25 protein-coding genes and 1 tRNA gene are annotated in these 25655 nt (G+C 43.7%); 18 read left to right on the forward strand and 8 right to left on the reverse strand.

Annotation, left to right across the window (positions count from 1 at the left end; all coding sequences use genetic code 11):
- Positions 1-1623: a cryptochrome/photolyase family protein gene (locus ACT3QR_RS10835; protein ID WP_444521355.1), complete on the reverse strand. Its 1623-nt coding sequence runs from the start codon at positions 1621-1623 to the stop codon at positions 1-3.
- 201 nt (positions 1624-1824) lie between these two features.
- On the opposite strand from ACT3QR_RS10835, the gene ACT3QR_RS10840 reads away from it, so the two are divergent.
- The 7 genes from ACT3QR_RS10840 to ACT3QR_RS10870 all read left to right on the forward strand — a co-directional run bounded on the left by ACT3QR_RS10840 (position 1825) and on the right by ACT3QR_RS10870 (position 10087).
- Positions 1825-2508 carry a phosphoribosylanthranilate isomerase gene (locus tag ACT3QR_RS10840; RefSeq protein ID WP_444521356.1) on the forward strand — a complete coding sequence of 228 codons (684 nt, stop codon included), beginning with the start codon at positions 1825-1827 and terminating at the stop codon, positions 2506-2508.
- Positions 2509-2590: 82 nt separating this feature from the next.
- Positions 2591-3865, forward strand: a complete 1275-nt coding sequence (trpB, locus tag ACT3QR_RS10845) for a tryptophan synthase subunit beta (protein ID WP_444521357.1) — start codon at positions 2591-2593, stop codon at positions 3863-3865.
- Positions 3866-4022: 157 nt separating this feature from the next.
- On the forward strand, positions 4023-4847 hold the full coding sequence (trpA, locus tag ACT3QR_RS10850; protein ID WP_444521358.1) for a tryptophan synthase subunit alpha: 825 nt from the start codon (positions 4023-4025) through the stop codon (positions 4845-4847).
- A 511-nt stretch (positions 4848-5358) separates the two neighbouring features.
- Positions 5359-6294: an acetyl-CoA carboxylase, carboxyltransferase subunit beta gene (gene accD, locus ACT3QR_RS10855; RefSeq protein WP_444521359.1), complete on the forward strand. Its 936-nt coding sequence runs from the start codon at positions 5359-5361 to the stop codon at positions 6292-6294.
- A 183-nt stretch (positions 6295-6477) separates the two neighbouring features.
- Positions 6478-7851 (forward strand): bifunctional tetrahydrofolate synthase/dihydrofolate synthase, encoded by a 1374-nt coding sequence (folC, locus tag ACT3QR_RS10860; protein WP_444521360.1) that lies wholly within the window; start codon positions 6478-6480, stop codon positions 7849-7851.
- A gap of 248 nt (positions 7852-8099) precedes the next feature.
- The gene (locus tag ACT3QR_RS10865; protein WP_444521361.1) at positions 8100-9305 is read left to right on the forward strand and encodes an SPOR and LysM peptidoglycan-binding domain-containing protein; all 1206 of its coding nucleotides are present in this window, start codon (positions 8100-8102) and stop codon (positions 9303-9305) included.
- A gap of 251 nt (positions 9306-9556) precedes the next feature.
- The gene (locus ACT3QR_RS10870) at positions 9557-10087 is read left to right on the forward strand and encodes a DUF2726 domain-containing protein (protein WP_444521362.1); all 531 of its coding nucleotides are present in this window, start codon (positions 9557-9559) and stop codon (positions 10085-10087) included.
- Positions 10088-10168: 81 nt separating this feature from the next.
- Here ACT3QR_RS10870 and ACT3QR_RS10875 read toward each other — a convergent pair whose 3' ends face one another.
- The 7 genes from ACT3QR_RS10875 to gatC all read right to left on the reverse strand — a co-directional run bounded on the left by ACT3QR_RS10875 (position 10169) and on the right by gatC (position 16207).
- Positions 10169-11140 (reverse strand): DUF1853 family protein, encoded by a 972-nt coding sequence (locus ACT3QR_RS10875; protein WP_444521363.1) that lies wholly within the window; start codon positions 11138-11140, stop codon positions 10169-10171.
- Positions 11141-11242: 102 nt separating this feature from the next.
- Positions 11243-11407 carry a hypothetical protein gene (locus ACT3QR_RS10880; protein ID WP_444521364.1) on the reverse strand — a complete coding sequence of 55 codons (165 nt, stop codon included), beginning with the start codon at positions 11405-11407 and terminating at the stop codon, positions 11243-11245.
- A gap of 154 nt (positions 11408-11561) precedes the next feature.
- Positions 11562-12359, reverse strand: a complete 798-nt coding sequence (locus ACT3QR_RS10885) for a hypothetical protein (RefSeq protein ID WP_444521365.1) — start codon at positions 12357-12359, stop codon at positions 11562-11564.
- A gap of 254 nt (positions 12360-12613) precedes the next feature.
- Positions 12614-12690, reverse strand: a tRNA-Pro gene (locus tag ACT3QR_RS10890).
- 114 nt (positions 12691-12804) lie between these two features.
- Positions 12805-14319 carry an Asp-tRNA(Asn)/Glu-tRNA(Gln) amidotransferase subunit GatB gene (gatB, locus tag ACT3QR_RS10895; protein WP_444521393.1) on the reverse strand — a complete coding sequence of 505 codons (1515 nt, stop codon included), beginning with the start codon at positions 14317-14319 and terminating at the stop codon, positions 12805-12807.
- Positions 14316-15812, reverse strand: coding sequence for an Asp-tRNA(Asn)/Glu-tRNA(Gln) amidotransferase subunit GatA (gatA, locus tag ACT3QR_RS10900; protein ID WP_444521366.1), 1497 nt, complete (start codon positions 15810-15812; stop codon positions 14316-14318). The genes gatB and gatA overlap by 4 nt, the downstream gene beginning before the upstream one ends.
- Positions 15813-15892: 80 nt before the next feature.
- Positions 15893-16207 carry an Asp-tRNA(Asn)/Glu-tRNA(Gln) amidotransferase subunit GatC gene (gene gatC, locus ACT3QR_RS10905; RefSeq protein ID WP_201569441.1) on the reverse strand — a complete coding sequence of 105 codons (315 nt, stop codon included), beginning with the start codon at positions 16205-16207 and terminating at the stop codon, positions 15893-15895.
- A gap of 689 nt (positions 16208-16896) precedes the next feature.
- Here gatC and ACT3QR_RS10910 point away from each other — a divergent pair.
- The 11 genes from ACT3QR_RS10910 (at position 16897) to rpsS (ending at position 25650) form a co-directional block, all read left to right on the forward strand.
- Positions 16897-17934, forward strand: coding sequence for a rod shape-determining protein (locus ACT3QR_RS10910; protein ID WP_444521394.1), 1038 nt, complete (start codon positions 16897-16899; stop codon positions 17932-17934).
- 213 nt (positions 17935-18147) lie between these two features.
- A complete protein-coding gene (mreC, locus tag ACT3QR_RS10915; RefSeq protein WP_444521367.1) occupies positions 18148-19005 on the forward strand; it encodes a rod shape-determining protein MreC in 858 nt (285 codons plus the stop codon).
- A gap of 160 nt (positions 19006-19165) precedes the next feature.
- Positions 19166-19651 carry a rod shape-determining protein MreD gene (mreD, locus tag ACT3QR_RS10920; RefSeq protein ID WP_444521368.1) on the forward strand — a complete coding sequence of 162 codons (486 nt, stop codon included), beginning with the start codon at positions 19166-19168 and terminating at the stop codon, positions 19649-19651.
- A 93-nt stretch (positions 19652-19744) separates the two neighbouring features.
- Positions 19745-20425, forward strand: a complete 681-nt coding sequence (locus tag ACT3QR_RS10925) for a Maf family protein (RefSeq protein WP_444521369.1) — start codon at positions 19745-19747, stop codon at positions 20423-20425.
- Positions 20426-20548: 123 nt separating this feature from the next.
- The gene (locus tag ACT3QR_RS10930; protein WP_444521370.1) at positions 20549-22150 is read left to right on the forward strand and encodes an Rne/Rng family ribonuclease; all 1602 of its coding nucleotides are present in this window, start codon (positions 20549-20551) and stop codon (positions 22148-22150) included.
- A gap of 409 nt (positions 22151-22559) precedes the next feature.
- Complete coding sequence (rpsJ, locus tag ACT3QR_RS10935; protein ID WP_010196670.1) at positions 22560-22871, forward strand: 30S ribosomal protein S10; 312 nt, start codon at positions 22560-22562, stop codon at positions 22869-22871.
- A 49-nt stretch (positions 22872-22920) separates the two neighbouring features.
- Positions 22921-23559 (forward strand): 50S ribosomal protein L3, encoded by a 639-nt coding sequence (rplC, locus tag ACT3QR_RS10940; protein WP_444521371.1) that lies wholly within the window; start codon positions 22921-22923, stop codon positions 23557-23559.
- A 14-nt stretch (positions 23560-23573) separates the two neighbouring features.
- A complete protein-coding gene (gene rplD, locus ACT3QR_RS10945; protein ID WP_444521372.1) occupies positions 23574-24176 on the forward strand; it encodes a 50S ribosomal protein L4 in 603 nt (200 codons plus the stop codon).
- Complete coding sequence (rplW, locus tag ACT3QR_RS10950) at positions 24173-24523, forward strand: 50S ribosomal protein L23 (protein ID WP_444521373.1); 351 nt, start codon at positions 24173-24175, stop codon at positions 24521-24523. Before rplD ends, rplW begins: the two co-directional genes overlap by 4 nt.
- 11 nt (positions 24524-24534) lie before the next feature.
- Entirely contained in the window at positions 24535-25362 is an 828-nt protein-coding gene (rplB, locus tag ACT3QR_RS10955; protein ID WP_444521374.1) for a 50S ribosomal protein L2, read from the forward strand.
- A gap of 12 nt (positions 25363-25374) precedes the next feature.
- Positions 25375-25650, forward strand: coding sequence for a 30S ribosomal protein S19 (gene rpsS / locus ACT3QR_RS10960; RefSeq protein WP_010196682.1), 276 nt, complete (start codon positions 25375-25377; stop codon positions 25648-25650).
- Positions 25651-25655: the final 5 nt, after the last annotated feature.

The raw sequence follows: 25655 nt of genomic DNA on the forward strand, positions 1-25655 counted from the left end.
TTAAGTTTCTTTTTTGAATTCGGCAATAGCCAGCTTGCGTACCGATTTATGCTCGACCATCGGTGCAGGGTAGTCAACATCAGCAAACTTACCATCTTTTGCCAATTCTTTACGCATCTTGTTTTCGTCATGCAAAATACTATTAGGAACCTCTTTTAATTCTGGTAGCCAAGTTTTGATAAATAGGGCCTTGGGGTCATGCGTATTGGCTTGGCTAAAGGGGTTCATAATACGGAAGTAGGGCGCTGAATCCGTACCTGTTGACGCGCTCCACTGCCAGCCGCCGTTATTGGAGGCAAAATCTCCATCTATCAGCTGCTGCATAAAGTAACGCTCACCCAAGCGCCAATCAATCAGCAAGTCCTTCGTTAAAAACATTGCTGTAACCATGCGCAATCGATTATGCATAAATCCCGTCGCATTTAAGCAGCGCATTGCTGCATCTACGAGCGGTACACCTGTCTTACCAGTGCACCATGTCTCAAAATCATCTTCATCGTACGACCAACTGACCTTGGTATCGGTGTCTTCTTTATAGGCTTTATGATGGATTAGGTTTGGTTTTTCTACGAGCACATGACGATAAAAATCTCGCCACGCAAGCTCACTTATCCAGCGATTGATATCTTCATTATCACCATCGTTACCGTGTAGCTTTTCTTGTGCTTTGCTCGCTTGTAGATAGCATAGTCTAGGACTGATAGACCCGATAGTGAGATAAGCCGACAGCTGACTGGTGGCGTGTAAATGGGGAACATCGCGACTGACATCATAATCGTTGATATCATCATCAACGAATGCCTGTAGACGCTGGCAAGCAGCAAATTCACCAGCTGGGTAGGTGTCTCTTGCTCGGTCAAGCTGAGCGGTCATATCAATATGTTGTAAAGACTCGCTCTTTTCTAGTGCCTTCTGGTAGTCACTGAGCATCTCTTCACTTAGTGCTTCGATATCTTCGATTGTATTAGCAAACGTTTGCGATGATTTTAGTTTGATTTTATAATCGCTATCCACCGCTTGCGCTTCATGCATTTGAATGGTGCTGACGTCCAACGTATGTCGCCATTTTTTATAAAACGGGGTAAAGACTTTATACATACTATCGCCATCGTTGGTTGTGATACTTTGCGGTGGCAAAATGCACTGGTCATGCCAGCGGAAAAACTCGATATCGTCCTTTGCAAGCTGCTTGGTTAATTGTTCATCACGATCAATCTCATTGCCTTCATACTCATGATTGGCCATGACGCAGCTGATCTCATTATCTTTACATAAAGCGGTGAGTGCCTCTACACAGTCAGCAAAGTTTGGACAGAGCTGTACTGTTAAAGTGACGTTCAAGTTCGATTGCAATTTCTTGGCTAAAATAGGTAGCGTGCGAGCAATATGATCGACTTGTACAAGAGACGTATCATGCGCTTGCCACTGCTCAGGGGTCAGAAAGAATACGGCAGACACGGAGGCGTTTTCTTCCTTTGCACGTTCGCAAAGCGCTGCTAAAGCGGTATTGTCATGGATACGTAGGTCACGACGAAACCACATCAAGTAATGCGGTGGATTTTTGCTAGTATCATTGTTGTCGGTATCAGTATTATTCGTCGCTGTCTGTGCAGTCTTAGACATCAAAGTATCCCCATATTAATCAATCGCAATCATAAATAAAACTAAGGATAAAAGTATGCTAGGATAAGTTTTTGGATGCAATGGCTTTGCCGTTTGGTTAACAAAACCTAATCACATCTAACAATTTATCTTTAGCTTGAACCTATCTGATGCCGCTATAATCGGTGTCATATTTAGTATCATGAAACGCAAGGTCACAAAATGCACGTCAAGTTTTGCGGGTTTACTCAGCTTAGTGATATACAGACTGCGGCACAATTAGGTGCAGACGCAGTAGGCTTGGTTTTTTATCCACCAAGCCCCCGCGCGGTCACGATAGAACAAGCACAAACTCTAAGCGCTGCCGTACCTGCTTTTGTCAGCGTGGTGGCACTAGTGGTTAATATGTCTGAAACTGAGCTGACCAATTTAGCAAATGACGTCTCTTTTGATATTATTCAGTTCCATGGTGACGAAACACCTGAGCTGTGTGAGCAACTGGCAGGTATGGTCAATAAACGCTGGGTTAAAGCGTTACGTATTAATGCTGATGCAGATAGTGCTGCTAGTGTCAGCGCTCAGATTGACGAGTTTGCAGCAGCAGGGGCGAGTAGTGTCTTATTAGATGCTTATCATCAGCATAAGTATGGCGGTACAGGCGCACGTTTTAATTGGAGTTTGATACCAAAGAACAGCTCGCTACCGATTATCCTAGCGGGTGGACTAGATGCCGAAAATGTCGCTACGACTTTAGAGCTGCCTATCTATGCAGTTGATGTCAGCGGCGGTATTGAAGTGGATAAAGGCAAAAAAGATGCTGCCAAGATGAAAGCCTTTATGAAAGCGGTAAAACGCGACCGATGGCAAAATGCGACGCCTAGCGAACCTTCGAACATAAGTAGCTAGTTTACAACCAGCTCTATAACTCGTTACTTACCCTATTTCTTTCTTATTCTAAAAAATACCACTTATTACAGTAGGAATTACCATGAGTCATGTCGATAATAAAAATCCATCTGCCACCGCACAATCTGTCAATACGTTTACCAACCCAACAGACGTAAATGACTTTAATCAATACCCTGATGCTCGCGGGCACTTCGGTGTACACGGCGGTCGTTTTGTCTCTGAGACACTAATGGCTGCCCTAGAAGAGCTAGAGACGCTCTATACCAAAGTAAAAGCAGATCCTGCATTCTGGGAAGAGTACCACAACGATTTGGTCAACTATGTTGGTCGTCCAACGCCGCTATATCATGCCAAGCGTTTGAGCGATGAGATTGGTGGTGCGCAAATTTACTTTAAGCGTGAAGACCTAAACCATACAGGCGCGCACAAGGTGAATAACACCATTGGTCAGGCGCTGCTTGCCAAAATGTGTGGCAAAAAACGTATCATTGCTGAGACTGGCGCAGGACAACACGGTGTAGCGACGGCAACGATTGCTGCCCGTTTGGGACTAGAGTGTATCGTTTATATGGGCGCGGATGACGTCGAACGTCAAAAGATGAACGTCTATCGTATGCGTTTGCTTGGCGCAAAGGTTGTACCAGTAACCTCTGGCTCACGTACGCTCAAAGACGCGATGAACGAAGCCATGCGTGACTGGGTAACTAATGTCGATAGCACGTATTATATTATTGGTACGGTTGCAGGCCCGCACCCTTATCCGCTATTGGTTCGTGATTTCCAAGCGATTATCGGAAAAGAAGCACGTATTCAGCATCTAGAAAAAACAGGCAAAATGCCAGATGCATTGGTTGCCTGTGTTGGTGGTGGCTCAAACGCTATTGGTTTGTTCTTTGATTTCCTAAACGATACAGACGTTAAAATGTATGGCGTCGAGGCGACAGGCGATGGTATCGAGTCAGGTCGTCATTCAGCGCCACTGGCTGCTGGTCGTATCGGCGTACTACATGGTAACCGTACTTACCTAATGGCAGATGATGATGGCCAGATTCAAGAAACGCATTCTATCTCAGCGGGTCTTGATTACCCTGGTGTCGGTCCAGAGCATAGCTTCCTAAAAGATATGAAGCGCGTTGAATATGTCGGTTGTACCGATAAAGAAGCGCTAGAAGGCTTTCATGAAGCCACACAAAAAGAAGGTATCATTCCTGCACTTGAGACATCTCATGCCATCGCTTATGCACTAAAACTGGCTAAAACCATGACACCTGATCAAACGATCATCGTTAATATGTCAGGTCGTGGTGACAAGGATCTGCATTCAGTCATGAAGGCAGAAGGGATTGAGATGTAGTAACGAGTCTCTTTATAAATTATCAACTTTGTAAGTTGCCTATTTTATAGATTGCAAGACTCTCCCTCGTAAAAGACATTGCTTAGCCCCCTTTGTCTGATATAGATTATTAGATAAAGGATTAAGTAAGCCAGTTTATTATAATTAAGAGACCGCTATGACCAGAATTGAAAGTACCTTTGAAACCTTAAAGTCACAAAACAAAAAAGCCCTGATTCCTTATGTAATGGCAGGTGATCCTAATCCGACGACTACTGTAGGTTTGCTGCATGATTTAGTGAAACACGGTGCAGATATGATCGAAGTTGGTTTACCGTTCTCTGATCCAATGGCTGATGGACCAACCGTTGCCTTGGCGGGTGAGCGTGCATTGGCAGCAGGTACGAGTACTCGCAATGCACTAGAAATGGTTGCAGAGTTCCGTCAAAAAGATACGCAGACGCCAATTATCCTAATGGGTTATCTCAATCCTGTTGAAATCATTGGCTATGACAACTTTGTGGCGCTATGTGAGCAGTCAGGCGTTGATGGTTTATTGATGGTAGATTTACCACCAGCAGAGGCAGGTAGCTTCACTCAGCATTTGACCGATCATTCTATGAATGAGATTTTCTTATTGTCGCCAACGACGTTGCCTGAGCGCCGTGAGCAAGTATTGACCCATTGTGGTGGCTATATTTACTATGTATCATTAAAAGGTGTCACTGGTTCAGCTACGCTCGATACCGATGATGTTGCAACCCAAGTTAAAGCAATCAAAGCGGAAACAGATCTACCAGTATGTGTTGGTTTTGGTATCCGTGACGGTGCTTCTGCCAAAGCGATTGGTACTCATGCAGACGGCGTTATTGTTGGTAGCGCATTGGTACAGAACTTTGCCGATATTGATGCCAGCGATACCGCAGCGGTTGCGAATGCACAGCAGAACATCATGGCAAAAATGGATGAGCTACGCTCGGCATTAGATAGTTTAAGCGCTTAATAGTGATTGCTTTAGTACTGCTGCTATTAAGATGATAGTGTAGTGATAGCGACTTTGTTTTAGCGTTTGACTAAACGTTTGATTGAAGTAATACAACAAAGGTCATGATTGATTTGATGCGGCGATGTCGAAACAGATATTTAAAGAAGTCGTTATTTGAAATCGCAAAGTAAAAGTAAAGATGTAGCTATTGTTTACTCAAAGTATTTACTGCAAAGCTTTATGTGAAGACAATATCAAATGACTTTGCTAAAATTAGTTTACGAGTGTAAACTAACATCACTATTATATGGTGTCTGATAGTAGCGATTTGTTCGCGTTTTTTATTGGCAAATACGTTATCTATCAACAAGCGGGTACCAAATTACCGATATATAAAGTGTATTTGTGAGTATGTCGCATAACCGCTCATGTTATGACTGTATTAGACGCTTTGTTTAGACAACCATTAAACTTTCAATGACAAGTGAATGAGCAAACTTGTCGATAAGCCTTTACGATGGCAAATAATATGACTGATACAATAACAAAACCTGACAACAATACTGCTAAAGCCGGCCCAAACAGCAATACGGATACGCAATCATGGCTCAACCGTCCTATTCCTGGTGTTAAGCAGCAACTGACTGCACAATTGACTGCGGTAGAGACTGAGCCGTCAACCAAGTGTAGTAATTGTCATTCGATGATTACCAACACAGCACTGATTTTTAACTGCTATGTGTGTCCACATTGCGATCATCATCTACCAATGAGTGCTCGTGAGCGTTTGAACTGGTTACTAGATCAAGTAGACGGTGAAACGGGACAAGAATTTACCGCTAAAGATCCATTAAGCTTTGTGGACAGTAAGCCGTATCCTACGCGCATGAGTGAAGCACAAGAAAAGACAGGCGAGTCTGAGGCGTTGGTTGCCATGTATGGCAAACTGCGTAATCTCGACATCGTTGCCTGTGCTTTTGATTTCCGCTTTATGGGTGGATCAATGGGCTCAGTTGTTGGCGATCGTTTTGTCCAAGCAGCTGAAAAAGCACTAGAGCAAAAAGTACCTTTGGTTTGCTTTGCTGCCTCTGGCGGCGCACGTATGCAAGAAGGGCTGCTATCGTTGATGCAAATGGCACGTACAGCAGCAGCGATCGAGCGTTTAAGAATCGCTGGGGTTCCTTACATTGTGGTATTGACCAATCCTGTGTACGGCGGTGTAACTGCATCATTGGCGATGCTAGGCGATATCCATCTAGCAGAACCAAAAGCAATGATTGGCTTCGCTGGTAAGCGTGTGATCGAGCAGACCGTACGTGAGACGTTGGAAGAGCCGTTCCAGCGCGCTGAGTTCTTATTAGAGCATGGCGTAGTAGATGAAGTGGTACATCGTCATCAATTAATTGATACGATCTATCGTTTGCTTGCAAAACTATGCCGCGTACCAAATGTAGAGGCTCAATAAGGTAAGTCATTCAGCATAATGAGTCATTTATTGAGTGCATAATGACTTAGCTGCATGCTAATATCTACTGCATATGCAAGACCCTCTAATAGCATTTATCGTCATTGCACGGTAAGTGCTATTTTTGGTTTTAGCGAACACATATATTTTTATTTTTTATTAAATTTTATATAGGTTTTATTCATGTCTGACCTTTTAGCATCTGATCACAGAAGCCCTAAAGCCCATAGCCTTAATGAAAGTGCTAGCCTAACTGAATGGCTCGATTATATGCAGCAGATTCATGTGTCTGCGATTGATATGGGGTTATCACGTGTACTGCCTGTCGCAGAAGCGTTAGGAGTGGTGCAATCAGCCAAAGATGATGCTTATGTGTTTACTGTAGCAGGCACTAATGGTAAAGGCTCTACAACCGCTGTTATCGCCGAAATGTGCAAAGCCGCAGATTATAAGACGGCGCTATATCAGTCGCCACATCTTAGCGCTTTCAACGAGCGGGTGCGTATCAATGGTGAGATGGTCAGCGATGAAACACTGACTGAGGCTTTTAGCAAAGTAGAAGTAGCACGTTTACAGTGCGATTTGACGTTATCGTTCTTTGAGATGACCACACTAGCAGCGCTACTGATATTCGCTGAGGTAGACTGCGATGTATGGGTATTAGAAGTAGGGTTGGGTGGACGTCTAGATGTGGTCAACATTATCGATCCTGATATGGCAGTCATTACTAATATTGGCATCGATCATGTTGACTGGTTGGGTGACAATGTTGAAGATATTGGCCGCGAAAAAGCAGGTATTTTACGCAGCGGCATTCCTCTAATTTATGGTGCTACTGAGATGCCAGACAGTGTGCAACAAGCCATCGATACTCAGCAGGCAACTTGTTATCAGATTGGACAAGATTTTAGCTACCGTGATATTGATTCAACGACTTGGCAATACAGCAATGCGGCAGTTACCTTGCAATTACCACGTCCTGCGCTATCGTTGACTAACACCGCCAATGCATTGTCAGCCGTATTAGCAAGCCCATTAGATATTGGTATTACTGCTATTAAGCAAGCGCTACGAACCGTCAAATTAGCTGGTCGCTTCGATTATCGTGAAAGCCATAGTCGCCATTGGTTATTTGATGTCGCGCATAATGAGCAAGGCGTTGAGTTCTTACTAGACCAGCTATTACCATTTTGGCAGCAGCATCTAACCAAGTACAGTAATCAAAATAGCTCAGCGAATGTCCCGACACCGAAGATAAAAATGTTATTTTCTATGTTGGGTGACAAAGATATCGACAAGGTTGTACAGCGTTTAACTCAGGCAGGCTTACCGATTGATGATTGGTTTATTGCTGAGATTGATTATCCCCGTGCCGCGACTACTGAGCAGCTGCAAGATATTTTGGTTGAATATATTGATAATACCAGTATATATGAGTTTGATAGCTTGCATACAGCGACCCATGCAATGATAAAGGCGAGCCAACCGCAAGACCTTATCGTCGTATGCGGCTCGTTTCATACGATTGGTGAAGCATTGAATGCACTTAGCGTATGAGAATTTAAGTTAAAGTAGCGCCTGTTTAATGTTAATCTTAGTCATAGCTTGATAGCAGACAGCATGAAAAATATGCTTTATAATCAAAACGATTTGCCAGACTGCTATAAGAGGGTCGGCATGAGTTTTGAAACTTGATGGCAGTAACTGGCGGTAAGAGATTATGATTAAAGCGATTTGATACATTGCTTTAGGATAGTCGCTGCGACGCTCAATCAACCTTATTACCAACTAAGAGACGTAAACGGATGAACTTTTCGAGACAAGCCTTATTGGGCATTGGGATGATTATTGGCGGTAGCGTGATGCTATACGCCATGGTGCAACAGATTGGTGATAGCGACCAACCAGAACCGATATCAGCGATGGTCGACAAACTAAGCTCGGAGCAAGAGTCTCCGCAGCCACTCACAACTGATATTGAGACAGAAAAACGTATCCTTGCGCAAAAGCAAAAAGAGCGTGCAGCACGCGTTGCAGAGCAAGAGAAACGTGCAAAAGAGTTTTTGACAGAGCAAGAAGTTGCCGAAGCAGAAGCGTTGGCTAAGGCACGTGCTGAGAGTCAACAATATGTTGCCAATAGCGCGCCAGCTAGTGAAGAGGCTACCAGTACAGAGTCTACAAAGGACGTTTCTACAGATCTAAAGGTTCAGCCTCGTACTGATAGTGAGACGACTACTGATACTACAAAGCCTAGTGACACCGAGAAGCAAAAGGCTGCCCAAGAGCAACAAGAAGCTCAAAGGCAAGCTGCTCTTAAAGAGCAAGCGGCTGCCAAAAAACTTGCCGAAAGCAAAAAACAAGCGGAGGCAGAGAAACTAGCAGAAGCAAAAAAGCAGGCTGAAGCCCAAGCAGCGGCTGAGAAGAAAAGAGAAGCAACTGAAGCGGCTAAAAACGAGCCACCAAAATCGCCTTCTGAGTACCAAATTAAAAGAGGTGATGGACTCATCAAACTGGCAAGACAATACAACATGCCCGTTGAAGTATTGGCTCAAGCCAACAATCTATCACCATCTGCAGCGCTACAGCTGGGTCAAAGCATTACCATACCATCGAGCAAACAAGTGCAACGTCTAGAGCGTGAAGCGGCTGCCGCTGAACAAGCGCGAGAGAAGAAGCGTCAACAAGAAGAGGCACTAGCAAAAAAATCTGCCGATGCTAAACGTGAAGCGCAGCAAAAACTAAGCGAAGCTCGTAAAGAGGTTAAAGAAACCGATGCGAAAGGCAGCTTTGGGGTGCAAGTGGCACTAGCAAATGACCAGTCCAAAGCAGATGAGTTGGTAAAAAGATTCCAGCAAGCAGGCTATCAGGCCAAAACCAGTCGTACCAGTCGCGGTGTACGAGTCATCGTAGGACCTGAGCGTGGTAAAATTGCCGCACTAGCCTTGAAAGATAAAATTAATAGCGATCCTAAGGTCGATACGACTGGTGCTTGGGTACTGTACTGGCGTTAAGGTAGAGCATTTCTAACGATCTCGATTCGATTTTTATTTATTTTATATGGGAACACGACAAATACTGTCGTGTTTTTTGTTTTATAGATTGCCGATTGACACAACCTTAGTTAAGATGAGCGCCATTTTTATAATCTGTCGTTGTATAACCTGTCAGCCTATGTAGGTTGCCTTGTCATGGTCGGCGCATTATTAATTGCCATCAATAATGACAATTAGCCCATCACTCTCATATTCTATAAGGTAGAACCATGTCGTTTGGTGTTGTATTTTTAATATTGGCCGTTGGGTTTTTGGGGCTGATTACGTTACCAAAGCTGTTAGCAAAGCGCCCCGTCGTTGAGCCAGATTCAAAGCCAGTACGTGGTGATGAGTTGGCTATCTGGCCATTTGCACCGATGCCAATTATGACCAATACAGAAGTGATATTTTTTAATAAGTTAAAAAACGCTCTCCCTGAATACCACATATTTGTCCAAGTGCAGTTATCACGGATTATTGAAGCCAATAGTAGTGAGACATCAGAGCGTAGCTTTTGGTTTAATCGTATATGCCGTCAGAGCGTTGACTATGTGGTCGTGGATATCGATGCCCAAACAACACTAGTGGCTATCGAGCTTGATGACTGGACGCATAGTAGTAAAGCCCGTCAAAAAGCGGATGATAAAAAGGACAAAGCGCTTGCCAGTGCAGGTATTGCGATGGTGCGTTTCCACGCTGAGCGTATGCCCAGTGCAGATATGCTTAGGTATGAGCTAATGCAGGTGATTGAGAGTTATTAAGTATTCTATGAAAGCCGTCCGATTATTAAAACTAGAATATTCTCTAAGCGACTACTTTTCAAAACCCCAGGCTAGTTAAACTTATCTATCGATTTGGTCTGACTGTCTTGGATAAATGACAATTGGTCTGTTACCTTCAAAGTATAAACCTGTTTTAGGTAGCTCGTTATCTGACCAAGCCATTTGCTGATTATCGTAAACATTTCGCTCATCATAAAAGTCGCGCTTGGTGAACCATTCAATATAATGCGCGGCTCGCAATACTGTAGCGTCAATAGTCGCAAGACCTTTCGTGTCTCTCTTATCACACCATTCATGTATCGGAAAGCTTGGCGTTAGCCAATATGGCCAGTCATAATCACCGCAATCATTTGTATTAATCGGTAAAAAGAATCGGCCTTTAATGACTCCGTAGCGCTTATCTATTTTTACCTGTCCGTGATTTTCCGTATTTACCCATACTGCTCGAAACTGCTTGGTCTGCATGTATGTCATTTTGCGCTGTAGATTGTCATTGGAGTTAATTCCAACCCAGTTAACAGGCTCAAACGGTAATGAGCCCATAAAAAACTTAATGGCCAGCTCCCAATGTTCAACCAGCTGTTTTGCATGGTTATACAAAATCAAATCTAGCTCGCCAGTGGTTTGTTTGCCATTATACAGCTGCACATTGCTAGCTAGTGTCTCATACGGATGCAGCTTGCGCGCAAATCCATCCTCTAACCAAAACGACAATAAGCCTTCAAAGTGAAAGCCTAGTCGATTGGGACTTGGGCGCTTGAGTAAATAGCGAGTCAGCGCTTGATAGTCAGTGGTGGTGTCTAGCTCCGTTAATCGTTGTTCATACGCCTCAAACTGCGCCTGCCAGAAACTGGCGCTATGTACTGAAACAGCATGTGTGTTCTCATGCGGTGCAAAGTCTAACCACTGCGTCAAGACGTTAGGACACGCTAGTACATAAGCCAAATCACGCACATAAGGCCGGCGGTAACGCTCCCAAGGGGCATTATCTATAAGGCGATTAGGTTTGGACTGATCGATAGGCTCGGACATAAGATAAACCAGTGTAAAGATGTAGTATTTACCCAAACGGCTAGCCCTATAAAAGTCTGTAGGATACGAGTATCCGCTAGGGCAGTGCTCAGTTTTTTGGCTTTAAAACAGGATATTAATGTGATAAATATGAATGCTGATATTAGGCGGTGATAGCAAGTAGGGTAATAGAAAGCTAAATACCGCTTTGAGTATTGGCGGTAGTCGTTTTGATAAATCGCTAGACGAGTTATGTGGTGGTTGCTGCTCTGAGTTAGGTTGAGTCATGTTTAGCTCCATGTTATACCGTTACACTAAGGTGTGTGAAGTTTCATGGATTTATATTATAGGTTGTGTGGTTATAGCTGAATACTTTTGCATGTATAGAGCATGGTATGCGTGCATATTGTGTCGTATGCCTGCATACCACAGTTATTATAGGTTACGAAAAATCGCCTTTTCTGGCTTGGCTTAACCATCGTTTAATAGTGTCATAAGATGGGGTCTTGTCTGTTTCTATGTTTTGCTTTATATATTCGGCTGTTTCAGCAAAAGTAGTAAAGTTCTGTTGATCCATAATTTCTAAGTATTGTTTCTTTTTTTTAGGTCTAGTTCGATTGTGCCTTGACCAGCGATTATCAGCTTTTTCTTTATTCTTCGTAGATATTTTAGACTCTATAAGCCAATCAAAATCTGCGTCTCCAATATAAAGTAACTTGTTATAATTTTTTGAGAATATATGAAGTGCTGCAGAGCCAGCAGGAATTAATATATTGTTCTTAAAACATAAAAGACCTAATAGTAAAGTAATCATATCTGAAACCATGTATTTGAAAGCGTTAGGTTCAGGTATGTTTTTCTCTAATTCTTCAAAAGCATATATTGTTGCATTAGAAGTAATGTCATGGAGTATAAAAGCTATCTCTTGACCGTTAGGTGTGCCATATTTCATGAGACCTATAAGAGCATTATTAATCTCAGTATCTGAACCACCATCTAGCCCATCATAAAAATCATTGATTAACATATTTAGAGATTTATTAAAGATAACCTCGACATTTTCTCTATGCTCTTTTTCTAATCTGTCTATAATTCCTAAAAAAATCTTATGGTACTGAAACGAGTCTGAAACATGGGTTATAACAAGTGACCAAGCACTAAAGCCAATACTCATCTCAGGAATATTATCTTTAATTATTGTGTAATACCCATCTATATTTACCTTGCGACTAGATTTCATAGTTATGCCTTACTTGTTATCCATATCTTAATTAAATAGGTGCAAGGCATTCCATCTTAAAGCATGAAATGGCTGGCGCTTGGGTAACTAGCCCTAGCTCTACGACATATTCTGTTTTCAATATTGTTCTTAAAGCTGACTAAAGTTTAACTTATTTTTTACCCATTGCACTATATATTAGCTAGCCAAATTTAATCCAAAAAAAAGCCAACCATTGAAAACAATGATTGGCTTTTCTCTATTACTGCTATGTTTGGTCGGAACGGCAGGATTTGAACCTGCGACCACTACACCCCCAGTGTAGTGCGCTACCAGACTGCGCTACGCCCCGAATGACTGACTATTTTACGCAAAATTATGTATATTGCAAGGGCTATTTATAGCAGCCAATATATACAATATTATTCTGCCGAGCATAGTCAGTATAATTGCTTAGCAGCCAATGTTAACCCAATAATTCTTTTAGAATTTGGTTCACTTGCTGTGGGTTAGCACTGCCGCGACTGGCTTTCATGACCTGACCAACTAGACCGTTAAAGGCTTTTTCTTTACCGCCGCGATATTCTTCTACCATGGCTTCATTTTTTGCGATAACTTCTTCTACCATCGCTTTGATAGCGCCAGTATCGGTTTCTTGTTTGAGGCCTTTGTCTTTGATGATTTTATCTGCTGCATCATCACCATCGCCGCCTTCGCGCTCATATAGAGCACTAAAGACTTTCTTAGCCAATTTGCCAGACAGTGTGTCATCTTTGATACGCTTGAGCATGCCAGCCAATTGCTTGGCACTGATAGGGGAGTCGACGATGTCTTTGTCATCTTTGTTCAGTGCACCGAGCAAGTCGCCCATGACCCAGTTGCCAGCCATTTTGGCATCTTGCTGACCGATTTCAGCTACCACTGCTTCGAAGTAGTCGGCAATTTGACGACTACCAGTCAAGATACGCGCATCATACTCTGATAGACCAAGCGCTTCTTCAAAGCGTGCGCGACGAGCCACAGGTAGCTCTGGCATCGCTGCTTTAATCGCATCAACCGTATGCTGCTCGATACGGACAGGCAGCAGATCAGGATCAGGGAAGTAGCGATAGTCGTTGGCGTCTTCTTTGGTACGCATGGTACGCGTTTCATCACGCTCTGGATCATATAGCATCGTCGCTTGTACGACTTTGCCACCGTCTTCAATGATATCGATTTGACGCTCGATTTCACGGTTGATAGCACGTTCAATAAAGCGGAACGAGTTGAGGTTTTTGAGCTCAGTACGTGTACCGAGATCAGCGCCTGGCTTGCGTACAGAGACGTTACAGTCACAGCGGAATGAACCTTCAGCCATTACGGCATCCGAGATACCTAGCCATGTGACTAGCTGATGGATGGCTTTAATATAAGCCAATGCTTCGTGAGCTGAGCGCATATCAGGCTCAGAGACGATTTCGATCAGCGGTGTACCAGCACGGTTCAAATCCACACCAGTCATACCATCGACTGCGTCATGTACTGATTTACCAGCATCTTCTTCTAAATGTGCGCGAGTGATACCCATACGTTTAGGGTATTCGTTCTTTTCACCTTCATTGACCACGACATCAATGTAACCTTCACCGACGATAGGGTTGGCCATCTGAGTGATTTGATAGCCTTTAGGCAAGTCAGGGTAGAAGTAGTTTTTACGGTCAAACGTATTGAACAAACCCAGTTCCGCATTGACACCGATACCGAATTTTAGCGCGCGATCGACCACGCCAGCATTTAGCACTGGCAATACGCCAGGTAGACCTAAGTCAACGATACTGGCTTGGCTGTTTGGCTCATGACCAAAGTCAGTTGGTGCTCCTGAGAATATCTTACTTTCAGTATTTAGCTGGCAGTGAATCTCGATACCGATGACCACTTCATAACCATCGACGAATAGCTCTTTACGGACGGCATTGTTATCAGTAGTAGTTGTACTCATTATACCGTCTCCTTTGCGACGAGTGATTGTTGTAGGTGATGATCAGTATGCTGCTGGAACAGATGCGCAGTCGTGAGCAGTTGACTCTCTTGCCAGTGCTTACCGATTAATTGTAATCCAATAGGTAGGCCCTCTTTAGTCAAACCAACTGGCTGACTGAGTGCAGGTAGGCCTGCCAGGTTGACCGCGATGGTATAAACGTCACCTAAGTACATCGTTGCAGGATCTAGGTCTTCACTAAGTTTATAGGCAGCTGTCGGTGCAGTGGGACTGGCAATCACATCACAACTAGCAAATGCTTCGTCAAAGTCTTTAACGATCAAGCGACGGATTTTCTGTGCTTTGGTATAGTACGCATCGAAGTAGCCAGCCGATAGGGCATAAGTCCCTGTCAAGATACGGCGCTGTACTTCAGGGCCAAATCCTTCAGAACGTGAGCGAGTATAAAGGTCGATCAGATCGGTTGGGTTCTCACAGCGATAGCCAAAACGTACACCGTCGAAACGTGATAGGTTCGATGATGCTTCGGCAGGCGCTAGCATGTAGTAAGTGGCAAGCGTGATCTCAGGATCAGTGATGTTCACTTCTACGATCGTTGCGCCTAGCTCTTCGTATTTTTTCAACGCGGCACGTGCTGCTTGCTCAACCTCGCTATCGAGCCCTGTACTGAAGTATTCTTTGGCCACACCAATACGAAGACCATCAAATGGCTTATCACCAGCTGCGGCTTCGGCATCATTGATATCTTGTACGTAGTCAGGCATCTCATATTTGATAGAAGTTGCGTCGCGTGGATCATGACCAATCATTGGCTGGAGCAGATAAGCACAATCTTTGGCGCTGCGGCCCATGCTACCCGCTTGGTCAAGACTTGAAGCGTAGGCAATCATACCAAAACGTGACACACGGCCATAAGTAGGTTTGATACCCGTTAGGCCACAGAATGACGCAGGCTGCCGAATAGAGCCACCCGTATCACTACCAGTCGCAACAGGGACAAAACCAGCGGCAACGGCAGCAGCACTACCACCTGACGAGCCACCAGGGACGCGCTCTAGATTCCAAGGGTTCTGTACGGTGCCGTAATGTGAGCTACTGTTATCTGAGCCCATCGCAAACTCATCCATATTGAGCTTACCTAAGCTAATCATGCCTGCTTTGTCGATATTAGAGACGATGGTCGCGTCATATGGTGAGACAAAGTTGTGCAGCATCTTTGAGCCACAAGTGGTCAGTACGCCTTGGGTGCAAAAGATGTCTTTGTGCGCCATCGGTACACCAAGTAGTGGGCGCTTGTCACCTTGTGCACGCATCTCGTCTGCGGCTTTTGCTTGTGCGCGTGCTGTCTCAGAAGTATGAGTGATAAAGCTGTTGATCTTGCCGTCTAGCGCGTCGATACGCTTGATATAATGTTCGGTTAATTCTGCGCTGCTAAATTGTTGGTCTTGCAAGCCAGTAATGAGCTGCTCGGTACTTAATAAATGAAGTTCAGACATAAGGTGTCGTCCGTCAAAATGTTAATAGCATAAAATAAAATGGGGTAATGACAAATACGTGATGTGTTATTTAAACACTATTATTCAATTACCTGAGGCACTAGATACAAGCCTTCTTCTACGGCAGGTGCGACTGACTGATTACGCTCACGATTGATATCGTGTTTTGCCACATCAGCACGCAATTCTTGGCATGCCTCATGGATATTAGCTAATGGTTTGATGTCTGTGGTATCAACGTTAGATAGCGTATTCATCAGCTTTAATACTTTACTGATATCATCAGCATAGCTATCGGCTGTACTTTCATCGACACCTAAGCGCGCAAGGTTGGCAACTTCTAGGATTTCTTCACGGCTGACGTTGCTATCAGACGTTGTTGGCTGCTGAGACATAGTTTCTCCAGTTAAGGACAGTTTTTTAGAGTAGTTGGTTACGAAAACGAAAATACGTAAGCGCTAAAATAGAAACAACTAAAATAGAAATGAATAGTAAGTGGGCTCATTATAAAGCATCTGACTCAAGTTTACAGAGTATGACGCTTCATTGATGCACAATCCTAACCAAGCGGCTTAATTGACGAAGACGTAGTATTAAATAGGATATAGTGTCAGCCAAGTCATAATGCTAATTAAAGTACAGTGTTTTACGTAGATATTTACATAGAATTGCAAAACTGACCCCTAATTCATCATTGTTCCTCAATTGCTCTCCAATTGGCCGTCAAAATACGTTACAGTATGCATCTGCTGTTAAGCAAAACATTCCTCTGCCTGTAGAGCCTTGTTAGTTATCAAATTAAACGTTATTTCATTGAGTTGAATGATATTTATTATTAATTCAAACTTTGTAACAACTTTTGGCGTCTAATACGAAAATCCTTACTTACTGATGCAAATATCTATGTTTTTTTTGAGCTAAATCGGTATAATTTAGCCCAGTTTTTCATTTCATCGTTATTGCTTGGATTTTGACTTGTTGGGATGATAACTGTTGCCACAAGTAATGTTTAACGACGACCTGCTCAACACTGACGAGTAACACCTCAGTCAATCTCATTCGCCTCATTCGTAAGACGCTGGATATATTAGTCATGAACCTGTTTGGATTTTTATCAAATAATATCGCTATCGACCTCGGTACTGCGAACACCCTAATTTTTATTCCTAATAAAGGCGTCGTACTTGACGAGCCTACGGTGGTCGCGTTACGAAGCAATCGTACTCAAAACCCGACCGTCGCTGCTGTTGGTATCGATGCCAAGCAGATGCTAGGGCGTACGCCTGCGAACATCACTGCGATTCGCCCATTGAAAGACGGTGTGATTGCTGATTTTGAAGTGACGCAAAAAATGCTCAAGCACTTTATCGCTAAAGTAAAAGCTAAGCGTTTTATGGCGCAGCCTAACGTCGTGGTTTGTGTACCATGCAAATCTACTTTGGTTGAGCGCAAGGCGATTCGTGAGGCCGTATCATCTGCAGGTGCGAGCAAAGTACTGTTGCTAGAAGAGCCGATGGCCGCGGCAATTGGGGCTGGTATGCCAGTTCACGAAGCCAGTGGCTCTATGGTGGTTGATATCGGTGGCGGCACGACTGAAATTGCGGTTATCGCATTATCTGGCTGTGTGTATTCTGAGTCGATTCGTATCGGTGGTGATATGTTTGATGAAGCTATCATTACCCATGTACGCCGTACGCATGGTTGTGTTATCGGTGAAACAACCGCTGAGCGCATCAAAAAAGAAGTCGGCTCTGCATTGAATGAAGACAGCCAACTAGAAGTGGAAGTCCGTGGCCGCAGCATGGCAGAAGGTGTACCAAAGACCTTTACCGTCAATTCAGAAGAAGTACAAAAAGCTTTGACTGATCCATTGAGCGGTATTGTGAGCGCTGTAAAAGTAGCACTTGAGCAGACACCACCAGAGTTGTCATCTGACATCGCTGAGCGCGGTATCGTATTGACAGGTGGCGGCGCACTATTACGTGACCTAGACAAACTTATCTCTCAAGAGACAGGTTTGCCAGTGACGGTAGCAGAAGACCCATTAACTTGCGTTAGTCGCGGCGGTGGTATCGCGCTTGATTTCATCAATAACAAAAGTTTGAACATGATTTTTGTCTAAATCATCTTTATCCCTAACTGCCATATTCTATTGGTAATAGATGATAATAATGATTTATGTGACTGATAGAGCTGTAAATATATAAAATTAAAGGTAGCCGATTGTGCTACCTTTAATTGCATTCAATTGTGCTAGAACCCAATATCATCGATAAACACTGATCCTGCAAATAAGTGCTATTGTTCCTTTTAGACCTCTCAAATCAGACGACTTATGATTCCAAGTATTTTTGCTCGCCAGCCGTTATCACTTCGTAAGACTGCTATTGTGTTGATAGTAGCCTTAGTTTTGATGTGGTTCGATAGCAAAAACTCCGAATGGTTTGAACCAGTACGTAGCACCAGTCATGCCGCCATGCAGCCTATCTATGAGTTGTCTCTATTGCCAAGCTATGCCAAGCATTGGGCTGGTGGTAGTCTGCAATCAAAGGAAGCACTGCGTCGCGAAAACATGCAACTGAACTCACAACTGATACACGCGCAGGCCAAGCTACAACAGCAAGACTATATCTTGGCACAGAATGCACGCTTGCAAGGCATCTTATCTACCACTAAGCCTGAGCAATTTGATCTTAATTTGGCGCAAGTTATCGGTACAGATACCAATTTGCTCAGGCAGATTGTGGTGCTTAATAAAGGTGAACAAGACGGTGTGCAAGTTGGACAAACGGTTATCGATGAAGATGGTGTATTGGGACAGATTATTAATGTCTATCCTAATACTAGCCGCCTGTTATTAATTACAGATGAGCAGCAATCAGTTGCTGTTACGGTCAAACGTACAGGTCAGCGTGCCATCGTCACAGGTCAAGGTATTCCGTCCTCACTAAGTCTCGATTATGTTTTCAAAACATCAGATGTACGAGTAGGTGATGAGCTGGTGTCGTCGGGGTTGGGCGGTCGTATTCCGGCAGGCTATCGAGTAGGTCGCATTGCACATGTCAAAGACGAGCAAACCGATAACTTTAGAACGATCGAAGTCACTCCAGCGGCTAATTTTATTGATAATGCCTATGTTTTGATACTTCAAGACAAAGTATTGAATGAGAATAATACGTCTATTTTTCCATAGCTAATGGTGGCACTAGTCTCAACTCTCATTATCAAATAAATGGCTTATCGATACTTCAACAGCTTCCATTTATAGTGCTTCCCACTTATAGTATCCACCTTGCCAATATCCAATCAATACTATAATAGCAATCATCAAACACTCGCTAAGGTAAGTACCCATGTCGTATCCTGACTCTGAGAACTCAACGGTACTATTGATAGTTGTGATTGTTCTGAGTTTTATTGTGGCCTCATCACTCAATGTCTATCCATTAAGTCCTAGCATGGCAACACTGCGTCCTATGGTAATGATCATGGTGTTGATTTATTGGTTGTTATTTCAACCACGTTATGTTGGTATTTTTACTGCATTTACAGTTGGTCTGATTGCTGACTTACTGATGGATACACATTTAGGACAGCAAGCTTTTGCCGCTGTGGTTGTCGCATTGGTTATCAAAATTACCAGTATCTATGTGAGGCGGTTGAACACGATTAGCGCATGGTTGATTGCCAGTCTGGGGTTGATTGTCTTCCAGTTGACGCTATGGATACTACAGATGTTTATTCAAGGCGTCTTTGTCGCGCAGTCCTCTTTGTCACTATTAATGAGTATTCTTAGCTGGCCGCTCGTGCTGTTTGCTTTGCGCAAGTTTTCGCGTTAATGATCAATCATTATAGCTGCTGTTCAGATTAACGGCTTGTCTGATAGTCATACTGTATGACACATCTTAAATTTATAATTGAAGAGAATAACGATGGATATCATTTTAGCGTCGGGCTCTCCGCGTCGTCGTGAGTTACTGGAAAGAGCACAGTTAGACTTTACTATCTTAAGTGTAGATATCGATGAAACGCCATTGGATAACGAGTCTCCAGCAGAATATATTGAACGCATGGTAGCAACCAAAGCTGATGCTGCAATACAGAAACTAAGTGAGACGTCTCAAGCGGATCACGATAGTCTGACGTCACCGTTTATTATTTTGACTTCTGATACCATTGGCGTGCTGTCAGATGGTAAAACAGTATTGGTAAAGCCCGTCGATCGCGAGCATGCATATAGCATGTGGCAGCACATGTCTGATAATGTCCATGAAGTATGGACGGCAGTTCAAGCGACGCAAGTACAGCTATCACCTATAGCAGAACCAAGTACATCAAAAACTATAACGCCTTTCCAAATTATCAACCAACAGCGAATTACTGAGCGTACGGAAGTGACTTTTATACCACTGACGACACAGATGATGAGCGACTATTGGGATAGTGGTGAGCCAACTGATAAAGCAGGAGGGTATGGCATCCAAGGGTTGGGTGCAGCTTGGGTCAGTCGCATCAATGGCAGTTATACCAGTGTTGTTGGTCTGCCATTAGCGCAAACATTGGCACTAATCAAAAAGATGACAAAAAGTAGTGTCGACACTGTCAACTCGTAATATTGGGATGTGCACATAATGACACGGTAGGGTAATGGGCAAGAGCAAGTCGCATTTGTTACACTGTCAATCTAATAGGCGATGACCGTCTGATAAAAAAGCTGAGAGATAAGAGAAAAAACTATGTCCGAAGAGCTGCTGATTAATATTAGTCCAATGGAGTCGCGTGTTGCGGTTTTAGACAATGGTATTTTGGGCGAGATTTATATTGAACGACATCATAAATTGGGGTTGGTCGGCAATATCTATCTGGGGACGGTCGTACGTGTTTTGCCTGGTATGCAGGCAGCCTTTGTAGATATTGGCCAATCGCGGACCGCATTTCTACATGTCAATGATATGCAGCGTGAACCACGCCCAATTGTAGAAAAAAACAAAGCGGCTAAAATTACCAAGCACGAGATCAATGAGGACGACGCGACTACCAACGCCGCTGCTGACAGCTTGGCTGTGACACCGCCTATTGTTAGTGCGCAAAGTACAGAGATAGTACCAGCGTCCAAAACATTGATTCAGCATCGTCTGCATGAAAGCCAGCGCATTCTGGTACAAGTAACCAAAGACCAGTTGGGTAGCAAAGGGGCTCGTCTGACGACTAATATTTCCTTGCCATCACGTTATCTAGTATATTTACCATCGAGTGATCATATTGGTATCTCACAGCGGATCGACGGTGATGAAGAGCGTACCCGATTAAAGACAGAACTTAGTAGCCTGATGCAAACTGTTAACTTAAAGGGTGGTCTTATTGCCCGTACTGCCGCAGAGCGCGTCCCTGTCAATAAGTTAGAAGAGGACATCTATTATCTCTTGCAGCTGTGGCGTACTATCTGTGCTCGTCGCCAAGAGATTAATCATCATCAGAGCTCGGAGCTGATCTACCAAGAGCTGTCGCTACCATTACGCTCTATACGTGATTTGGTTCACGCTGATACCGAAAAGGTCATTATTGATAATACGCAAACCTATGAACAAGTAAAATATTTTGCCAAAGAGTTTGTTCCTTTTGTCTATGATCGAATCGTGCATTATACCGCAGAGCAATCGTTGTTTGATGTACACCGTGTCGAGGACGACTTACGTGATGCACTAAAGCGCCGTGTCGATCTAAAATCTGGTGGTTATCTGATCATTGACCAGACAGAAGCAATGACTACGATTGATGTTAATACAGGGTCTTTTGTAGGTGGTCGCTCATTAGAGGATACGGTCTATAAAACCAACCTAGAAGCCACACATGCTATTGCCCGTCAGCTGCGCCTACGCAATCTAGGCGGCATTATTATTTTAGACTTTATCGATATGCTAGAACAACAGCATAAAGACGACGTATTAGAGAGCTTGCAAGCACAGTTGACCCAAGACTACGCAAAAACTAAGATTACGCAAGTTAGCGAACTTGGATTAGTAGAGATGACACGTAAGCGCACGCGTGAGTCTTTAGGTCAGCAGCTTTGTGAACCGTGCTCAACTTGTCAAGGTCGCGGGTTCGTCAAAACGGCGGAGACAGTTTGTTTTGAGATTTTCCGAGAAATCATGCGTTGTGCTCGCACTTATAATTCACCCAAAAAGTTCACGGTAGTGGCTCATGCGGCAGTCATTGATTTACTACTTACTTCAGAGTCAGATACGGTAGCCGATCTAGAGTATCTGCTAGGTAGAGTGATTACTTTTGATGTAGAGAACCTATATACCCAAGAACAGTATGATATTGTTTTAGATTGATTTTATTTAAAATAAATAATAATTTTCGATAAAAGCGTTAATGTGATTGGAGGTCAATCTAAAAGTGAGTGTCTTTAATCACACTGGAGATTGCTCTTGCAATACCTAAAATACTATGTATAATATACCCCACTGAATTATATATGCGCAGCTGACTAGAAAGGCTGGCGCTATGACAGCTAGAGCATCGTTTCTAGCACTATTTCATTATGCCTTTGCTGCTTTCCAATATATAGGAGGGTCGGCGGGGCTTTAAACTATTTTGCTTTTGGCACGCTATAAGTTCGGATAAAGAACTCATTCTGGTTAAGAACAGAAGGCCGCTTTAAGTGAATATTTAACCAAACTGCTTTTGATCATAGTCTTGCGACGCAAGAATGGCGAAAGCACATATTAGGAGCTTGCTGGCATGGCTAACCAGAGAATCCGTATCCGTCTTAAGTCTTTTGATCATCGTCTGATTGATCAATCTGCACAAGAGATTGTTGATACTGCAAAGCGCACCGGTGCGCAAGTTTGTGGTCCTGTACCGTTGCCGACTCGCATTGAGCGCTTCAACGTTCTAACCTCACCACACGTTAACAAAGACGCTCGTGACCAGTACGAAATCCGTACTCATAAGCGTATGGTTGATATCGTTCAGCCAACTGACAAAACTGTGGATGCGCTAATGAAATTAGATTTAGCGGCGGGTGTTGACGTTCAAATTGCTTTGGGTTAATGCACATTAAACACCCAACCCATTAATATAAGATATAAAGAGGTCTAAAATGGCGATCGGTTTAGTCGGTAAAAAGTGCGGCATGACCCGTGTCTTCACTGAAACAGGCGCATCTATCCCTGTAACAGTTGTTGAGGTCGATGCAAACCGCATTACTCAAGTAAAAAATACTGATGTAGATGGTTATCAAGCCATCCAAATTACCACAGGTACTCGTCGTGACAGCCGTGTAACAGCTGCACAAAAGGGTCACTTCGCTAAAGCTGGCGTTAAAGCTGGCCGTGGTGTTTGGGAATTCCGTGCTAACGAAAGCGATCTTGAAGGTCGTGAGATTGGTGGCGAGATTCTAGCTGACTTGTTCGAACAAGGTCAGATTGTTGATGTGACAGGAAACAGTAAAGGTAAAGGTTTCCAGGGTCCTGTTAAGCGTCACAACTTTAGTATGCAAGATGCTACTCATGGTAACTCAGTGTCTCATCGTGCGCATGGTTCAACTGGTCAAAACCAGTCACCAGGTAAAGTATTCAAGGGCAAAAAGATGGCGGGTCAGATGGGTAACAAACGTGTTACCGTTCAAGGCCTAGAAGTGATTTCGGTTGATGCCGAAAAAGGGTTACTTGTCATCAAGGGTGCTATCCCAGGTGCCACCGGTGGCGATGTTATCGTACGTCCGTCAGTCAAAGCCTAAGCAAGGGGATTAACGTGGATTTAAAAACAGTTACAGGTGCGGCGGTTGAGCTTTCTGATACGGCATTTGGTCGTGAATTCAACGAAGCACTAGTGCATCAAGTCGTCACCGCTTATTTAGCTGGTGCTCGCCAAGGTACACGCGCACAAAAAACACGTGCCGAAGTTTCTGGCGGTGGTATTAAGCCATGGCGCCAAAAAGGTACTGGTCGCGCTCGTGCGGGTTCTATTCGTAGCCCAATCTGGCGTTCAGGTGGTCGCGCATTCGCTGCAAAACCACAAGATTGGTCACAGAAAGTAAACCGTAAAATGTATCGCGGTGCGATGCAGTGCATCCTAGCAGAATTGATTCGTCAAGAGCGTTTGATTTTGGTAGAAGAGTTGAGCGTTTCTGGGCCGAAAACCAAAGAACTGATTGCTAAGTTGAATGATTTGAATGCACCTCGTGCGCTTATCGTTACTAAAGAAGTTGAAGAAAACTTATACTTAGCTGCTCGCAACATTCCACATGTCAATGTACTTGGTACAAACGAAGTGGACCCAGTGAGCTTGATCGCATTTGATAAAGTGATCATGTCAGTTGAAGCTGCGAAACAATTTGAGGAAGCACTAGCATGAATAACGCAAGACTTTATCAGGTCTTAAGAGGGCCTGTATTCTCAGAAAAATCTCAAATGCTTGGCGACTCACTTGGTGTGCAGGTATTTAAAATTGATTCTAATGCTACTAAGCTTGAAGTCAAAAAAGCAGTTGAGTTGATGTTTGAAGGTGTTGAAGTTACTAAAGTAAACACTTTGAATGTTAAAGGTAAGACAAAGCGTTTTGGTAAAAGCATCGGCCGTCGTAACGACTACAAAAAAGCCTATGTTACCTTAAAAGCTGGTCAAGATGTACAAATGGCTGATGCTGGTGAAGACGTAGCGAATACTACTGATTCTACTAGTGAAACAGCGAATAACGAATAAGGATTACACTCATGCCTATCGTAAGAGCAAAGCCAACATCACCAGGCCGTCGTTTTGTTGAAAAAGTAGTGCATCCACACCTTTATAAAGGTCGTCCGTATGCAGCGCTTCTAGAATCAAAAAGCAAGTCAGGTGGTCGTAATAATAATGGCCGCATTACTACTCGTCACATTGGCGGTGGTCATAAGCAACATTATCGCGTTATCGATTTCAAACGTACTAAAGACAATATCCCAGCAACGGTAGAGCGTATTGAATACGATCCTAACCGTACTGCTCATATTGCTCTACTTAAGTATGCTGATGGCGAACGTCGTTATATTATTGCTGCTAAGAAACAAGTAGTTGGCGATACAGTAATGTCAGGCGAGACTTCTCCAATTCGTCCAGGTAACTGCTTACCGCTAAAAAACATCCCATTGGGTACTGTGATTCACAATATCGAGCTTAAAATCGGTAAAGGTGCACAGATGGCTCGTTCTGCGGGTGCTAGCGTTCAGTTACTAGGTCGTGACGGTGTATATGCTATTTTACGTATGCGTTCTGGCGAAACTCGCCGTGTACACGTAAATTGCCGTGCTGTTATCGGTGAAGTTTCTAACACTGAAAACAACTTGAAATCACTTGGTAAAGCCGGTGCTTCACGTTGGCGTGGTGTTCGTCCTTCTGTTCGTGGTGTCGCTATGAACCCGGTTGATCACCCACACGGTGGTGGTGAAGGTCGTAACAAAGGTCGCCATCCAACCAGCCCTTGGGGTCAGAAGTCTAAAGGACTTAAAACGCGTAGTAATAAGCGTACTGACAATATGATCATCCGCCGTCGCGCCAAGAAGAAATAAAGGAAGAATTTCATGCCTCGTTCATTGAAAAAAGGTCCATTCATAGACGCGCACTTATTTGCTAAAGTTGAGAATGCATTAGACACCAACTCACGCAAGCCAATTAAGACTTGGTCGCGCCGCTCGATGATTCTGCCACAAATGGTTGGCCTAACTTTATCTGTTCACAACGGCCGTACTCATGTACCGGTTATCGTGAGCGAGCAGATGGTTGGTCATAAACTAGGTGAATTTGCCCCGACTCGTACGTATCGTGGTCACGGCATTGACAAAAAAGCTAAGAGATAAGGTGC

Source organism: Psychrobacter sp. AOP7-B1-25 (genome assembly GCF_052376195.1).
In the GTDB taxonomy this organism is placed as follows: domain Bacteria; phylum Pseudomonadota; class Gammaproteobacteria; order Pseudomonadales; family Moraxellaceae; genus Psychrobacter.

Coding starts and splice junctions, on each gene's coding strand:
- ACT3QR_RS10835 (WP_444521355.1), bottom strand. CDS start 1,623: ATGTCTAAGACTGCACAGACAGCGACGAATAATACTGATACCGACAAC.
- ACT3QR_RS10840 (WP_444521356.1), top strand. CDS start 1,825: ATGCACGTCAAGTTTTGCGGGTTTACTCAGCTTAGTGATATACAGACT.
- trpB (WP_444521357.1), top strand. CDS start 2,591: ATGAGTCATGTCGATAATAAAAATCCATCTGCCACCGCACAATCTGTC.
- trpA (WP_444521358.1), top strand. CDS start 4,023: ATGACCAGAATTGAAAGTACCTTTGAAACCTTAAAGTCACAAAACAAA.
- accD (WP_444521359.1), top strand. CDS start 5,359: ATGACTGATACAATAACAAAACCTGACAACAATACTGCTAAAGCCGGC.
- folC (WP_444521360.1), top strand. CDS start 6,478: ATGTCTGACCTTTTAGCATCTGATCACAGAAGCCCTAAAGCCCATAGC.
- ACT3QR_RS10865 (WP_444521361.1), top strand. CDS start 8,100: ATGAACTTTTCGAGACAAGCCTTATTGGGCATTGGGATGATTATTGGC.
- ACT3QR_RS10870 (WP_444521362.1), top strand. CDS start 9,557: ATGTCGTTTGGTGTTGTATTTTTAATATTGGCCGTTGGGTTTTTGGGG.
- ACT3QR_RS10875 (WP_444521363.1), bottom strand. CDS start 11,140: ATGTCCGAGCCTATCGATCAGTCCAAACCTAATCGCCTTATAGATAAT.
- ACT3QR_RS10880 (WP_444521364.1), bottom strand. CDS start 11,407: ATGACTCAACCTAACTCAGAGCAGCAACCACCACATAACTCGTCTAGC.
- ACT3QR_RS10885 (WP_444521365.1), bottom strand. CDS start 12,359: ATGAAATCTAGTCGCAAGGTAAATATAGATGGGTATTACACAATAATT.
- gatA (WP_444521366.1), bottom strand. CDS start 15,812: ATGTCTGAACTTCATTTATTAAGTACCGAGCAGCTCATTACTGGCTTG.
- gatC (WP_201569441.1), bottom strand. CDS start 16,207: ATGTCTCAGCAGCCAACAACGTCTGATAGCAACGTCAGCCGTGAAGAA.
- mreC (WP_444521367.1), top strand. CDS start 18,148: ATGATTCCAAGTATTTTTGCTCGCCAGCCGTTATCACTTCGTAAGACT.
- mreD (WP_444521368.1), top strand. CDS start 19,166: ATGTCGTATCCTGACTCTGAGAACTCAACGGTACTATTGATAGTTGTG.
- ACT3QR_RS10925 (WP_444521369.1), top strand. CDS start 19,745: ATGGATATCATTTTAGCGTCGGGCTCTCCGCGTCGTCGTGAGTTACTG.
- ACT3QR_RS10930 (WP_444521370.1), top strand. CDS start 20,549: ATGTCCGAAGAGCTGCTGATTAATATTAGTCCAATGGAGTCGCGTGTT.
- rpsJ (WP_010196670.1), top strand. CDS start 22,560: ATGGCTAACCAGAGAATCCGTATCCGTCTTAAGTCTTTTGATCATCGT.
- rplC (WP_444521371.1), top strand. CDS start 22,921: ATGGCGATCGGTTTAGTCGGTAAAAAGTGCGGCATGACCCGTGTCTTC.
- rplW (WP_444521373.1), top strand. CDS start 24,173: ATGAATAACGCAAGACTTTATCAGGTCTTAAGAGGGCCTGTATTCTCA.
- rplB (WP_444521374.1), top strand. CDS start 24,535: ATGCCTATCGTAAGAGCAAAGCCAACATCACCAGGCCGTCGTTTTGTT.
- rpsS (WP_010196682.1), top strand. CDS start 25,375: ATGCCTCGTTCATTGAAAAAAGGTCCATTCATAGACGCGCACTTATTT.